Annotated in this window: 14 protein-coding genes; 2 read left to right on the top strand and 12 right to left on the bottom strand. The window is 50.1% G+C overall.

What is annotated here, in order from left to right; translation table 11 throughout:
* Nucleotides 1-128: 128 nt before the first annotated feature.
* From QOY30_RS11530 to QOY30_RS11510, 5 genes are all read right to left on the bottom strand, one after another.
* A complete protein-coding gene (locus tag QOY30_RS11530; protein ID WP_283744768.1) occupies nucleotides 129-1397 on the bottom strand; it encodes an NRAMP family divalent metal transporter in 1269 nt (422 codons plus the stop codon).
* A gap of 318 nt (nucleotides 1398-1715) precedes the next feature.
* Nucleotides 1716-2207 (bottom strand): hypothetical protein, encoded by a 492-nt coding sequence (locus tag QOY30_RS11525; protein WP_283744767.1) that lies wholly within the window; start codon nucleotides 2205-2207, stop codon nucleotides 1716-1718.
* Nucleotides 2208-2254: 47 nt separating this feature from the next.
* A complete protein-coding gene (locus tag QOY30_RS11520; RefSeq protein WP_283744766.1) occupies nucleotides 2255-3886 on the bottom strand; it encodes a carbohydrate porin in 1632 nt (543 codons plus the stop codon).
* Nucleotides 3887-3896: 10 nt separating this feature from the next.
* Nucleotides 3897-5558 carry an NRAMP family divalent metal transporter gene (locus tag QOY30_RS11515; protein ID WP_283744765.1) on the bottom strand — a complete coding sequence of 554 codons (1662 nt, stop codon included), beginning with the start codon at nucleotides 5556-5558 and terminating at the stop codon, nucleotides 3897-3899.
* Nucleotides 5559-5622: 64 nt separating this feature from the next.
* On the bottom strand, nucleotides 5623-5817 hold the full coding sequence (locus QOY30_RS11510; protein WP_283744764.1) for a hypothetical protein: 195 nt from the start codon (nucleotides 5815-5817) through the stop codon (nucleotides 5623-5625).
* A gap of 449 nt (nucleotides 5818-6266) precedes the next feature.
* Between QOY30_RS11510 and QOY30_RS11505 the strand changes: the two genes are divergently transcribed.
* A complete protein-coding gene (locus tag QOY30_RS11505; RefSeq protein ID WP_283744763.1) occupies nucleotides 6267-6536 on the top strand; it encodes a metal-sensing transcriptional repressor in 270 nt (89 codons plus the stop codon).
* Between the two features lie 54 nt (nucleotides 6537-6590).
* The gene (gene dmeF, locus QOY30_RS11500; protein ID WP_283744762.1) at nucleotides 6591-7853 is read left to right on the top strand and encodes a CDF family Co(II)/Ni(II) efflux transporter DmeF; all 1263 of its coding nucleotides are present in this window, start codon (nucleotides 6591-6593) and stop codon (nucleotides 7851-7853) included.
* A 56-nt stretch (nucleotides 7854-7909) separates the two neighbouring features.
* Here dmeF and QOY30_RS11495 read toward each other — a convergent pair whose 3' ends face one another.
* The 7 genes from QOY30_RS11495 to QOY30_RS11470 all read right to left on the bottom strand — a co-directional run bounded on the left by QOY30_RS11495 (nucleotide 7910) and on the right by QOY30_RS11470 (nucleotide 13063).
* Nucleotides 7910-8194: a hypothetical protein gene (locus QOY30_RS11495; protein WP_283744761.1), complete on the bottom strand. Its 285-nt coding sequence runs from the start codon at nucleotides 8192-8194 to the stop codon at nucleotides 7910-7912.
* 59 nt (nucleotides 8195-8253) lie between these two features.
* Complete coding sequence (locus tag QOY30_RS18135) at nucleotides 8254-8511, bottom strand: sensor histidine kinase (RefSeq protein ID WP_502958690.1); 258 nt, start codon at nucleotides 8509-8511, stop codon at nucleotides 8254-8256.
* Nucleotides 8512-8533: 22 nt separating this feature from the next.
* Nucleotides 8534-9190 carry an energy transducer TonB gene (locus QOY30_RS11490; protein WP_283744760.1) on the bottom strand — a complete coding sequence of 219 codons (657 nt, stop codon included), beginning with the start codon at nucleotides 9188-9190 and terminating at the stop codon, nucleotides 8534-8536.
* Nucleotides 9180-9584 (bottom strand): ExbD/TolR family protein, encoded by a 405-nt coding sequence (locus tag QOY30_RS11485; protein ID WP_283744759.1) that lies wholly within the window; start codon nucleotides 9582-9584, stop codon nucleotides 9180-9182. The genes QOY30_RS11490 and QOY30_RS11485 overlap by 11 nt, the downstream gene beginning before the upstream one ends.
* A complete protein-coding gene (locus tag QOY30_RS11480) occupies nucleotides 9581-10225 on the bottom strand; it encodes a MotA/TolQ/ExbB proton channel family protein (protein WP_283744758.1) in 645 nt (214 codons plus the stop codon). The genes QOY30_RS11485 and QOY30_RS11480 overlap by 4 nt, the downstream gene beginning before the upstream one ends.
* Nucleotides 10226-10279: 54 nt before the next feature.
* Complete coding sequence (locus QOY30_RS11475) at nucleotides 10280-12679, bottom strand: TonB-dependent receptor (RefSeq protein ID WP_283744757.1); 2400 nt, start codon at nucleotides 12677-12679, stop codon at nucleotides 10280-10282.
* A 63-nt stretch (nucleotides 12680-12742) separates the two neighbouring features.
* Complete coding sequence (locus tag QOY30_RS11470; RefSeq protein WP_283744756.1) at nucleotides 12743-13063, bottom strand: hypothetical protein; 321 nt, start codon at nucleotides 13061-13063, stop codon at nucleotides 12743-12745.
* Nucleotides 13064-13480: the final 417 nt, after the last annotated feature.

The following is a 13480-nucleotide window of genomic DNA, read 5'->3' as shown; positions in this document are numbered from 1 at the left end:
CCGCAGAGCCATCAGCGATATCTTGACGCCAAGTGACATTTCGATATGCGGCTTGCTGTATCGGTGATTGATTTCGCGTATTTTTGCTGAGAAGCGGCGAATACTTAATAACATACTCGATTCTCCGTTTAATGGAACAGGTTAGGGAACATCACGCTGACACCATATAGTGTGGACAGAATCACAATGGAGATGACGATAAAGCCGCCAATCAAATTCTGACTCAATGTATTGGCATACTCTCCCATGTGTTTTTTGTCATTCAGCAGCAGAATCAGGAACACCAGGGCGGCAGGGAGCAAAGTCACGGCTACCACTTGAACGAATAGTGTAATCAATACCAGAGGTGCTCCGGGAATCAGTACTACCAGTCCCGCAGTTGCCAAAGTAAAAAAGTAACTGGCATAGAACCAAGGGGACTCCTTGATTTTTGTGTTTAAGGTATGCGCCCAACCGAAGATTTCGCCGAAAGCCCATGAACTTGCCAGCGAAATGCAGAGCGCACCGAGCAAACCCGCGTCAAACAGGCCGATGGCCATGAAAGCGCCAACATAGTGATTGGTGTGCATCAATTGCTGGGCAGCTTGGGATGCGTCATCGATATCGATGCCTTTTAAGACGGTTCCAGTGACAATGACGATGAATATCGCCACCACGACCGTTAATATTGCTCCCAATAAGGTATCGAATTTGCCCCAGGGAATATCTTTTTCCTGCATGCCTTTATCGACCACGGCACTTTGCTGGAAGAACAGCATCCAGGGCGCGATGGTGGTACCGATATTGGCCATCAGTATGAAAAACAGCTCGCCGTTGAATCCTCCCGGAAAGTTGGGAATCAGGCCGTTGCCGAGGATGTCCGAAACCGACGGGTTGACCATGAATGCACCCGGAATGTAAATCAGGTTCAGGGCGCAGAACCCCATGGTAATTTTTTCCCATGTCCAGTAACGACCATTCAGCATGATCATTCCCATCAAGGCTACAACACCGATCACCGTCAGCCAGGCTGGCACTCCGAAGATGTGCAGGGCCGAAGTCATTCCGACAAATTCGGTGACCAAGGTCAACCAATCCAGAATCATCAGGTCGATCAGCGAGAACCAACCCCAAAAAGCACCGAAGCCGTCAAAAATCGCTTCAGCATGCCCCCGCTTGGTGACCACACCCAAGCGCACCGTCATTTCCTGAACGTAGTAGGCGACCGGGATCAGGATCAACAAAAACCAGATCAGGTTGTAGCCATACTTTGCACCGGTGGCCGCATAGGTCGTAATTCCTCCGGCATCATTGTCGGCAATCATGACCACAAGCCCCGGTCCAGCGATGACCAGATAGATCTGAATCGCTTTCAGGTACTTTCGGAACAAGTAGTAAAGTTTGGAAAATATGTCCATATTGGTCCCAATGTGAGGGTGCTTGTATCGATCCTTAATTAGAAGGGTATAACACTTCCGAGCACAAATGCGGTCGTCATGCTGACAAGTGTGTCGAGTTATGAGGCATTGATTTGATTTATCGCTTCCATGCTTAAGTCACTGAATTATTGCCAGTCACAACGGCATGAATGGGTAATGTTTTCGCCAGAATTACGGAAAGTTTGGCTCATTTAGTATCTCTAATTGCTTAAGCTCTACGCGGAAGTGCACGGCATAAATGTCTACCAAATCTGGTTGCATCAATATTTGGCTCCCGTTGTAGCGAAAGCGGCATCTTCATTGAATATCTGGTTTGTTTTCGACGAACATGGCATGGGCTGCGTTGTGTGCCATTTCTGATAAAAACTGATAGTCGTCACTACTGACCGAGGGGTGCGTATCCATGGTCATCTGGTAGACTCCCATAAAATATAGTTTTGCCTCTGCCCTGAGATAAGTCTCCGAATGTGCGGGCGACTGAAACCCTTTATGGGATCCTCCCTTCCAGACTACTTTTCGCAATGTCTTGAAAGTCCAAACCACACGGTTGGGTGAATCTGCCTCTCCCGGTTTCACCGCAACAGAATGCCAATGAGTATCGGTTGCAGCTTGCATTTTCTTGATCAAATAGCTGACCAATTGTTCCTGAGTTAAGCCCGGAACCTCTCCCAATACTTCAATCACAATAGTATTGAAATCAAGTGAAGTTGAAGAGGGTGTGGATTCTTCTGCAACGGCGAACCTAATGAATGAAAGAATGATCGCCGTAGCCAAAATTATTTTAGCCATATGCATAGGGAATGCCCTTCAGACTCATAACGATTAACATTTCGAAGTTAAAACTCCATATGCACACGGGCACCAATAATCGATACCGGACCCCGGTCTTGGTTATAGGCTGGATTAACAACGTACTGGTAGTTCAATGTGAGCATCAGGTGCTCAAACGCATGCACGGCATAGGAATAATAAGTTTCCATGATCTTCTCCGAGCCGTAATGCGGAAGCCGTCCATCACCAATCAATATCCCCATACCCCCGGCTGCAAAATAACTGCGCGCATCGCTTGAAATTCCATTGACTACGGCGGCCCAGCCGAACGTATCGTCGTGACGCCCCCATTGGTCACCTTTCAAGGATAGCCCTGCAGTGACTGACTGGTTGATCTCGGAGAATTCATCAGCTTCCTTGCTGCCGTCATTCATGCTTGCTCTGGCAAACAATCCCATATTGGCAGAGACTTCCTGTTCCAGATTGACAGCGCCTCCAGGGCGCGAACTGTAGCGCCGGACTAGGGAAGTATTCGGCGTGCTGCCTGTTCTTTGTGCGAGTTGCACTGCATCTGCATAATTTCCAAAGTCCCCTTGGTTGACAAAGTACAATAGCTTCAGTTTGCCCGGATGCTCCCACAGTTGATGTCTCTCCTCGGCTTCGCCGACCCATTCATGTTGCCTGAATGATTGATCCAAAATCGTTGTATTCGGGATCGTGGACAGATCGAAGAATCCGCTACGCAAAGTCCACCAGGATTGCGTCCATTCGAGGGAAACACCTTTGGCAAAGCCCCAAGCATCGGCCGCATAGTCGAAAGCGCCCGACTCCACGATCGACCAGTTCATAAAATCGGCTCGTGGGTCATGTGCATAGGAATTGGTATCGAAAATGTCTACCACGGAAAACTTGCCGAGCGTCATGATAATGTTGTCAGCAGTTTGGGTTCCACCTATCTGGTTGGCCCCTGGCGCGACGGTTTGCTCTTTTCCACCCAGATTGACGGTCTGCCGGTAAAACAGCCGAGGCAGGCGAAGGTAGGGGGTATTTGCCCCAACCTTGTATGACTCACCACTTGGAAAACCGGCCATTCCAAGGGTATTGTTGAAGCCAAACCCCTGGTCGACTTCCGGATTCATCCAAAGCTCCCCACCATTCCAGAGACGCATCCCCGCAAATACCGTCACATCGGTCGTTTCAGTACTCGCGGCACCCGAACTCAAACTGTTTTGGCCTTGATAAGGCGACGAGAATCCCGGGTGCGTTTGGCTGACTCCGGTGAATTGGCCATAAACCCCCCATCCTTTTGGTGCCAGTGGCAGGTTATCTGTCAAATTTTTAGCGGGCGGAGAGACTTCGATTGCAGCTAAATCGATATTCGATGAGGTTGTGTCTTGCGCCCCTGTTTCAGCAATCACCGTATGGGGAACACAGAAAAAAGCTCCAGACAGCAAAACGAATATGAATTGCTTTGCCAAGGAAGTATTACGGTGCCCGGGGAGTCGCTGCCTGGCAGGCACCATTTTCGAATCAAACATAGCCAAGATAATATGAAAATAATGTTGCGTTAATATTGCAACATTCACTATTGTTGCTTGAACTTTATTTGCAACGATTCGCTGAATAGCCACGTCGCTTTTCTTCCTCTCGCCTGCGATGCAGGCACGAGGATTAAGATTCCAGCGGATTTTGCTCATGGTGAATTCTCTAATATTTATAAATTTGAGCGTGTCCAAATGCCAGTTGGATGACCTTGTAGGCGACCATGACAGTAGCTATCACCAGATAAGCGCGCAATATTCCCAGCCAGACTCGCGTCGTGAACGATAATTGAGGCGGTTTCAGTTCATTCAGCGGCGGCATCCGCCAGTTGATGGCATCCTTGGCAGCATAAGTCACTGAAGGTTCAGCTTCGAATTCTCGGCGTTCAGCCGCCTTGTATATGCGCAGAGCCCACATGCCGATCGCGATCAGCAGGCCAGTAATGCCGCCGCCGGCGAGAATCAGCATGATCGAATCGCCAGAAATATCCGGGAACACCATGGAAGCCGTCAGAATTAACGACAGGAGCACGAGAATACCGCACACAATGGCAGTGAAGAGGTTGGTGCTTTTGCTATTGACCCAAGGGCCAAGCACTTCTTTGTCGTTGCACAGCAGGAGTAAAAATACCGACGCACTTGGCAACAATATTCCAGCCAGCGTTTGCACAGCGTTGGTCAGGAGGCCAAGGGGTACACCCGGCATAACCACCAATGCCACTGCAACCACGATCAGCGCCACATAGACCGCGTAGAAACCCTTGGCCTCGGACGGCTTGCGATGGAGAGAATGCTTCAGCGACAGTACGTCGCCGATGGCATAGGCTGTTGACAGCGAAACCGCCGCGGCGCCAATAATACAGGCATCAATCAGTGCAACGGCGAACAAGGTTCCCATCAGTTTGCTGTGGTAAGTGGCAAGACCCGTCGCAATACCGCCGGCATCCGTGAAATTGCCGAACTCCGGACGACCGGCAAAAATCTCCGCAGTAAACGCGATCATGGCTGCCGCGCCAACGATCACGATAATGATGCCTAACCACAGGTCAATGCGGCCGTATTTGATGAAACGTGGCGTGATTCGCTTGTCGATCACATAGCTTTGCTGGAAGAAAAGTTGCCAGGGCGCGACCGTCGTTCCGATAATGGCAATGATCAGCAGCATGATGTCACTGAGTTTGGCCTCCTTCGGCATTTGAGGTATCACGAAGTCATGGACAACCTGGGGCATTGCCGGGTGCACCATGATGAAGATCGGCACCAACAACAGGCTACCAACTACCAAAATCAGTGAAATGCGTTCGAAGCGACGAAAGTCACCCGTTCCTGCTGCAATGATGATCAGCACGGCCGCGATGGCGATCCCGGCGAACTTAGAGACACCGAGAAACCCTAGGCCAAGACTGATACCTATAAACTCGGTGACGATGGTCAGTGCGTTAAGGATGAATAAGTCGATGACGCTGAACGCACCCCAGAATTTGCCAAAACGTTCGAGAATAAGCCGGGCGTGGCCGACGCCGGTGACCGCACCGAGGCGCAAGACCATTTCCTGATTCACGTAAAGAACCGGAATCAGCAAGGCGAGCACCCAGAGCAGGCTCGTGCCGTAGTTCTGTCCAGCCTGGGAATAAGTACCGAAGGCGCCGGCATCGTTGTCGCCGACCATCACGATGATGCCCGGTCCAATAATCGCCAGCAGTGTCTTGATGCGATGCCACAGTCCGTTCCTGGGGCCTACATCACCGTGGCGAATCGTGCCCAAGGCGCCCCGGATGTCGCCAATATGTGCGCTATCAAGCACGGCAGTTTGTTTAACTATTGTCATGAGTGTATTCCTAAAGATTGCGCTATTCCCAAGAGGCGGCCAATGGCCGCCTCCGATTGCGTTGTCACAGCCATTGCCGAGCGGTATCGCTGGATATCAACACGCCATATATGCTGCTGCCCGCAGGCGTAGCCAAGTGGCTGTTGCAGGCAAAGACAACCTTGCCGACGTTGTACACGTGGACAAGCCGGGCAGAAGCCCGACGGATACCATTGATGAAATGAAGCATTACTTTAGTAAAGAAAGTTTTGATGATCATGATTGCACCTCGCATAAATGCGTTTGCCACGCAAAGCGGACAAACAATGCATTATCGATATGCCGTGTTGATGCCTGATCGGAATCAGTGCACAAGCCAAACATCGCTACGCAGCAACGCTGCGACGACACAAGACAACACGGCGGATTACAACAATCCGGTGGAGGTGCTCAGAGCAACCCGCATGTGCGGGTTATAGGGATTTGCTGCTGGGGCACCGTCCCGCTAAATCAGCGAGACGGCGGCGGGAGTCAAAGACAGGGCCTGCGAATTTGCTGATTAGCTAACGCGGTTTAAGCTACTAGGGCCACTATCCATGATGCCTCCCTGAGGAAATGAGATGGGCCGCATTTTATGGCATTTGAAATCATTGTCAACAATTTTCCACATATTTTTTCAGCATTTACTGTATTGCCATATCCCCCCCCGTAGGATAGGATACAAAAACTATGACAACACACGCCACCCACCCCGAAGTAATCAAACGGCTCAAACGAGCCCAAGGCCACCTGAACAGTATTCTTACAATGCTGGAGGAAGATCGCGGCTGTCTTGACATTGCACAACAGCTGCAAGCCGTCGAAAAAGCGATCAGCAGCGCCAAGAAAACCCTGGTTCATGACCACATCGATCACTGCCTTGAAAACTCCGTTCGCAAAGGGACTCGCGGCGCAAACAACACCATTCGCGAGTTCAAGGAAATCACCAAGTACCTTTAGAAGACAGTCAGCGAAGCTGGTCGACATTGTTTGGTCATTTCAAGTGAGTTCACAATGAATAGATTTTATGATGCCCCGTTTGGTATTGGTCATGACCACGTCTTTTTAGGGGAAGGCCATGACAAGAACGAACGCAAGACCTGGGCGGTAATAGCTCTTTGTAGTTTGATGATGATCGTTGAGATTGTCGGGGGCAAACTATTTGGTTCACTTGCCTTGGTGGCAGACGGTTTGCATATGTCCACCCATGCCGGTGCGATGTTGATTGCAGCACTTGCCTATACCTATGCCAGAAAGCACGCCAACGATCCACGCTTTGTCTTTGGAACCGGCAAGTTGGGCGATCTGGCAGGATTCACTAGCGCGATCATCCTGGCGATGATCGCGTTGCTGATTGGGTATGAAGCTATTGCTCGCTTTCTGTCACCTGTGCCCATTCACTTCGGCGAGGCGATTCCTATTGCGGCGGTCGGTTTGCTGGTCAATATTGCCAGTGCATGGTTGTTAAACGGCGGCGATCACCATGGGCATGGTCACAGCCATGGGCACAATGAACTTGTCGGCCATGAGCACAAGGAAGAAGTGCAGCACATCAAAGCAGGCTCTGGGGTTTACGCGCTGTCTATTTTCGAAGATGGCGTACCACCTGTTTTTCGGATACGCGCGCTTTTTGAAGGTGTGGAATTGTCGGCACAAGATGTGACAGTCACAACTATTCGACCAAACGGAAAATTCCAGGTGTTCAAGTTTGCCAGGTCAACGGACTTCCTGGAATCAACAACGGCAATACCCGAGCCGCACGCGTTCAGGGCGGTGGTAATGCTTCCGGTTGGAGAACATAGCTTAACTTTTGAAGAACATGGCCATGTGCATGACGACTATGGTATTGACGCTCGCGACCATAATATGCGCGCTGCTTACTTTCACGTTATCGCCGATGCGGCAGTTTCGGTACTGGTAATTATCGGTTTGATCTCGGCAAAGACTTTTGGCTGGGTATGGATGGATCCACTCGCTGGTATCATTGGTGCATTCGTGATCGCAAACTGGTCTTTTGGGTTGATTCGCGATACCGGCGCGATTCTGGTCGACATCAGTCCTGGCGACTCGATGGCAAACAAGGTGCGGGGCGCAGTCGAAACGGCTGGCGACAAATTGGTTGATTTGCATGTGTGGCGGCTTGGCCCAGGGCACCTTGGTGCTGTAGTTTCCGTAATCACACACGAACCTCAGCGTGGGGCATCTTTCTACCATACTATGCTAAGGCAATTCAAAGGTCTGTCCCACATCTCCGTAGAGGTTCACTTGCAGCCATGAGCTCATACAACCGTTTCAATTTGAATAGATCGGCCCCACTTTCTTATTCCAAATACCTATTCAGAAAAATAGAAAGAACAACCACTAAATGAACTTCGAGAAATTATTCCCGCACCATCCACGGTAAACGACTTGCGACAAATATTTGTTGTTCGCCTTGGATTGGCAAACTCCCATGTGATAACTCGCAGACCATCACCACTATCAGAGCTCGATGTTGGCACACCAAATTCTGATTCAACTTCAGAAATTTTGTGACCTACCCACGGATCCACATTGGATCTATTCGTTGTGCAACCAGAAAGTACTAATGCTATAGCAGCTATAAGTAAATATTTCATGTGCGCCTCCCATATCATTCAGGGAACACCAATTCAAAATATCCTTACTATGTAATTGTTTACGTTTCAAACGGCAACCGCACGGTAAATTCTGATCCCCGTCCTTCTGTGCTGCTAACTGATACATCCCCACCATGAAGTGATATCACCATTTTGACCAAGTATAGCCCGATACCGGTCCCAGTAATTCCCTTTACATTACTTCCACGATGATAGCGCTCAAAAATCTGAGCGCAATCCTGCATTGGAATCCCGATCCCTTTGTCTCGCACCTTAACAACGTTAGAAAAGGCAGTCGTAAGATATGTGTTTTTCATTACGAAGTAGACAACTTATCAGCTAGTTAACTTGAACCCTAACTACGATGACCTCTACCGAAGCCACAGGTTTTCCATCAATAGTTGCCGGATTGAATTTCCAGAATTTCAGTGTCCCCAAAAGCAATCTGTTCAGACGCGGATTTTGCGTCGGCTTAACAAGTTCAACAGTTACGCTGCCGTCGACGGCAATGTGAAACCGAGCAGTAGCTACTTCATTCATGGCATCTTGCCGCAAGTCATCTGGGATGGCCGGTAATGGTTTGGCTATTGCCTGAGCACTACGATTTCTATCTGTCTCGGGTGTGTTGTTAATTGCCGGGGATGTTGTGGCTGGTGCGGCAGGTGGTGGTGCAGTCGGTGCAGGGTTCACGCTTGGCTGATCTTGCTGAACAGGTGAAATGGCCTGCTGAATTTGTTTTGGCGGCAAAGCTTGTTTAGGTGCAGGTGCATTCTGACGGGATAGGGGCTTCAGAAGTACAGAAGCGGGAAGCTCTATCAATTCGGCATCAACAGGTACCGGTTCCGGTGTGCGGCTAACCGAATGCACCATAGAGTAAACAAACAAGATGGATGCGATTATGCAGGCCAGCAGCGAAATTGGGAGTGTCCAGTACAGTCGATGCCATGGAGAACCGACATCCACCTGCGCCAACCATGTCGATGCATCAGTCGACATGTTTAACCGCAATCAGGAAATGTTGCGCTCCGGCTTCGCGGGCCTTGAGCATCGCCTGCACGGTGATGCCATTGGGTGCACTACTGTCCGCAGCGACAATAATACTGGCATCCGTGTTGGGCAGCATCGTCTTCAGTGTGGTTGCCAAGTTATCCAGTGTAACCTGTGTTTTATCCAAAAATATCTGGCTATCGGATCGAATAGTCAAAGTAACCGGCGTTTTTGCCTGTATTGGCGAAGCATGTCCTTGAGGCAGATTGACCGGCAGCGAATGGAGATTTTGCATGGACAACGAGGCCAGCATGAAAGTGGCCAACAGGAAGAACATCACGTCGATCATCGGGATGATTTCGATGCGTCCGCGTTTGTATTCGCGAGATTTTCTGATCTTCATTTTTCGGCCCCTCCCTCGTGCTGACTCAGCCGGATATTGTCTATCATGCGCGTACCGAGACGCTCCATTTCTTCAAGCACCTGCACTTGGCGGCGTGACAAAAAGTTGAAGCCGAACAGCGCGAAGATGGCGATGAAGATACCGAATGCGGTGGCAATCAGCGCTTGCGCAACACCACCGGTGACCCCGGTGGGATCGACGAGGCCAGCGCCGCCAATCAGATTGAATGAATGCATCATGCCGGTGATGGTTCCCAGCAGCCCCAGCAGCGGCGCGCCGGTAACAATGGTTTCCAGAACCCATAGACCGCGCCCCATCCCTTTTTCGATGAGTTGCGCTTCATCGCTGGCGCGCGATTCCAGCCACCAGATCGGCTTGTCGCGGTTGTCTATGATGATACGGGAGAACCTTGAGTAGTAATTTCCAGGCGTCAATGCAGATAGTTCCTGATCCAGCTTTTCCCAAGTGAACCCGAATGTTTCGATCAGGTTGAACAGCGACGACGGCAGTCTGATGTAGCGCCAATGCAGATAGAACTTGTCAATGATGATCACCAGTGCCAAAACTGCCAAAGCCAACAAAGGGTAGATGATTACACCGCCGAATTTGATGGCTTGTAGTGTTTCTTGTATTTCCTGCATGAGAGACTCCTTTATATGGTTATGCCCTGCATAACCCGTGCTTGATTGCAAAAATTAGAGCTGCTTGGTCAGGCCGAGAAACAGGCCGAGCCGTGGCCCATACTGCGGAGCGAATACCCCTATGCCGGAGCCGTCGCGAATTTCGTAGATCTTGTCGAACAAATTGTTGATGACGAGTCTTATTTCCACCGGACCTGTTGCGTCGAGACTGATCTTGCGGCTTGCACCGAGATTGACAATTGCATAGGAAGGCAGATTCGTCGTGTTGGCAAAGCCGTTGCGCAAACCGCTCTGGAATATCACATCACTGCTCAGGCGCGTGCCCGACAAAAGATAGGAGCCGCCGGTCGAGATGGTCAATGCTTGCTCATGATCAACATTTACCCAGTTGCTTGCCGCGTAATTGAGCGTGGCCTGATCAAACAGGTACTGGCTTGAGATAATGTCTTTGGCCTGGCTGACAGTGCGAGCCAGATTGGCATAGCCGGAAAGATTGTCTGACTTGTAATTGCCGGTCAACTCAACACCGTATATTCTGCCTTGCGCATAATTGTACGGTGTCATGATCAAGGCCGGGCCGAACTGCCCTTCGTCTATGGTGTTCCGGGTCTGCTTGTAGAAGCTGTCCAATCCCAAACTGGTGGTTACGGTCAACTGGTGCGTGACACCGGCATCGAAGTAATTGGCCCTTTCCGATTTTACCGATGAGTTCAATCCGGGTGCCGCATTCGTCGTGTTCTGGAACAAAGCCTGCGTGCTGGTGGAAACCAGCTCGGTCGGCGGTGGTGTGAAATAGCGCGAATATCCGGTATGCAAAGTGGTTTGATCGCTGTATTTGTAAACAAGGCCCAGTCTCGGACTCAGTTGATGCTCATTGACGTAGGCGTTGACCTGGTCAAATCGAGCGCCGTAGTTCACGGTCAATTTTTTGGTTGCCGACCATTCGTCCTGCAGATAGGCGCCAAACAGTGTGTTGCCGTTTTTGGGATTGTTGTCGACGATGTTGTAAGCTGACCCGGAAACCAATCCGGTCGAGGGGTCGACCGGGAATACCGCGGACGTGTTGTTGCTCTGGATATTTTCATTGCTGCCGAACAAGCCCATGCGCAGCGTGTGCGTCTCGTTCAAGCGATCGCTGGCATCGGCCTGAATGCCGGTGCTGGAGCTGCTGCGAAAAGCGTCCGATGCCACACCATTAAAGGCTAAATTGCCGACGACATCGGGCATGTAGTGGGTGCTGGAATAACGCGTAAACAGCGAGACCTGGTAATCGATATTGTCATTCAGCGAGCTTTGCACCGATGATACGAGGAAACGATTTACTTCGCGTTGTTGATCATTGAGCAAGGCGGAGTTGTATCCCGTCAAACCGAGTCGCGGCAAAATGCCCAGATTGTTCGGATCCGGCTGTTGTCCGGGATTGTTGGGTATCTGGAAATTTCCATCATAACTGCCGAACATGACACTCATTTTGGTGTCCGGATTCAGCAGGTAGGAAAAATAGCCGAATTCTTTGCTTTGCTTCGTTGTATCGTGTATCGGATTGCGACTCGACGTCGGATTTTCAATACCAACGTTGTCTGTCAGATAGGAGCCGCTGACGAAATAGGAAAGATTGCCTTTGGTACCGCCATATTCCACGCTGGGATTGAAGGTATTGTTGCTACCGCCGTACATATCGAATTGCCCACCACTCTCGAAGTTGGTCTTGGTATTGATTTCGACGACCCCTGCCGTGCGATAGCCGTATTGTGCGGGTAACGCGCCAGTGAGCAGATTGATGTTCTGCGCAAAGCGCGTATCGAGTGCCTGGCCGAAACCGCTGATACCTTCGGGAAGTATCACACCGTTGATGCGATACTGCATGTTGCCGTGATCGCCGCGCACATGTAATTGTCCATATGAATCATTGACCACGCCGGGAGCCTGAAGAAGAACCTGGTTCAGTGGCGTACTGTCTCCCTGCGGCAAATTTTGGATGTCCTTTTGTGCGAAGCGATAGATGCTGCCGCCAGTTTCAGGCGACAGTCCGTTGCGGGCATTGTCCAAACGCGCCACTGTAATGTTGATCTCCGGTGTTTGCGATGCTGCCAGTGTAATGATGGTGCTTACCACCCCAGCTTGAAGCGTGACATTTGACGTGTTGTATTCGTAACCGGCTTTATCTGACAAAACGACATATGTGCCAGGTGCAATGGCGGAAAAGTTGAAATTTCCTTCATCATTGCTGGTGGTATTCCCAATGACCTCTCCGGTGGCAGACTTGAGCGTGATATTTGCCCCTGCTATAGGCTGCCCACCGGTATTACGCAACTGTCCCTTGATGGCATTTAACTTGTCGGCTTTAGTCGTTTGTTCAGCTTGCCCGGCTGCAGAGCCCGGCACTTGTTCATTTGCGGCATAGGCACATAGCGGCGCAGATAGCGCCGCACACAATAGAGTGCGCTTAAACATGGTGTTTCTCCAAAAATATTGCTAGAAGCAGTCTGTCATCCGCAAGGGATGAGGGACCGGCGATTAGGCGAAATATTGGAGAGGAGCAGGCGGGCCGCGCGCATCGGCGACCAGATTGTTGAAGTGGTGGAAGGTGGATGTGTAATGCAGTACAACTTCATCAGATACCTGTGGCAAAGAAAAATCATAATGGCCAACACTGAGAGCGCTGCCAAGCTGTGCATAGGTTGCACATTTTTCACAGGTATTAGAATGCGGTGCTTGCTTGTCTTTCTGCGACTGTTCTTCGAACGCATGGCTCAATGCATGCTCTGCACCGACCTGCTGCGCGGACAGCAAGGCGAATGCAAACAATACGGGAAGAAAGAATCGGGAGAGCCTCATAGCGGCCATCACCTTACCAAAGGGAAGAAGTAATCGCAAGAAAGAGTTTCAAAAAGCAGTAAGAAGGCCAATATCTTTAATTTGTGAATTTTTATGCGGAGAATTTCTGACAATCATTAAAGTTATCATTCAATTCAGAGTCGTATAGCTTCTATCCATCGATAAATGAGAATTCCCCTGCGACAATATGTCGCAGGGCTAGCAACACAAGCGTCCCTATAATGCCTATGCCTCAAAGAATTGGCACAGCAGCAACAATTTTCAAATAAATAAAAAGGGGACCAAACAATGCAACAATTTCGCGTGACCGCAAAAACAAAATCATTACATAAAATATTTCGTTCGGCACTGTCTATAGCGCTTGGGCTCTCCAAATTTCGTTCCATGGCTTTCCTTGGAGCTGCGCTCGTACCCGCT

The sequence above is a fragment of the Sideroxydans sp. CL21 genome, from assembly GCF_902459525.1.
Classification (GTDB): domain Bacteria; phylum Pseudomonadota; class Gammaproteobacteria; order Burkholderiales; family Gallionellaceae; genus Sideroxyarcus.
The sequence above is the reverse complement of the archived record's forward strand: the minus strand, read 5'-3'. Positions and strand labels throughout refer to the sequence as shown.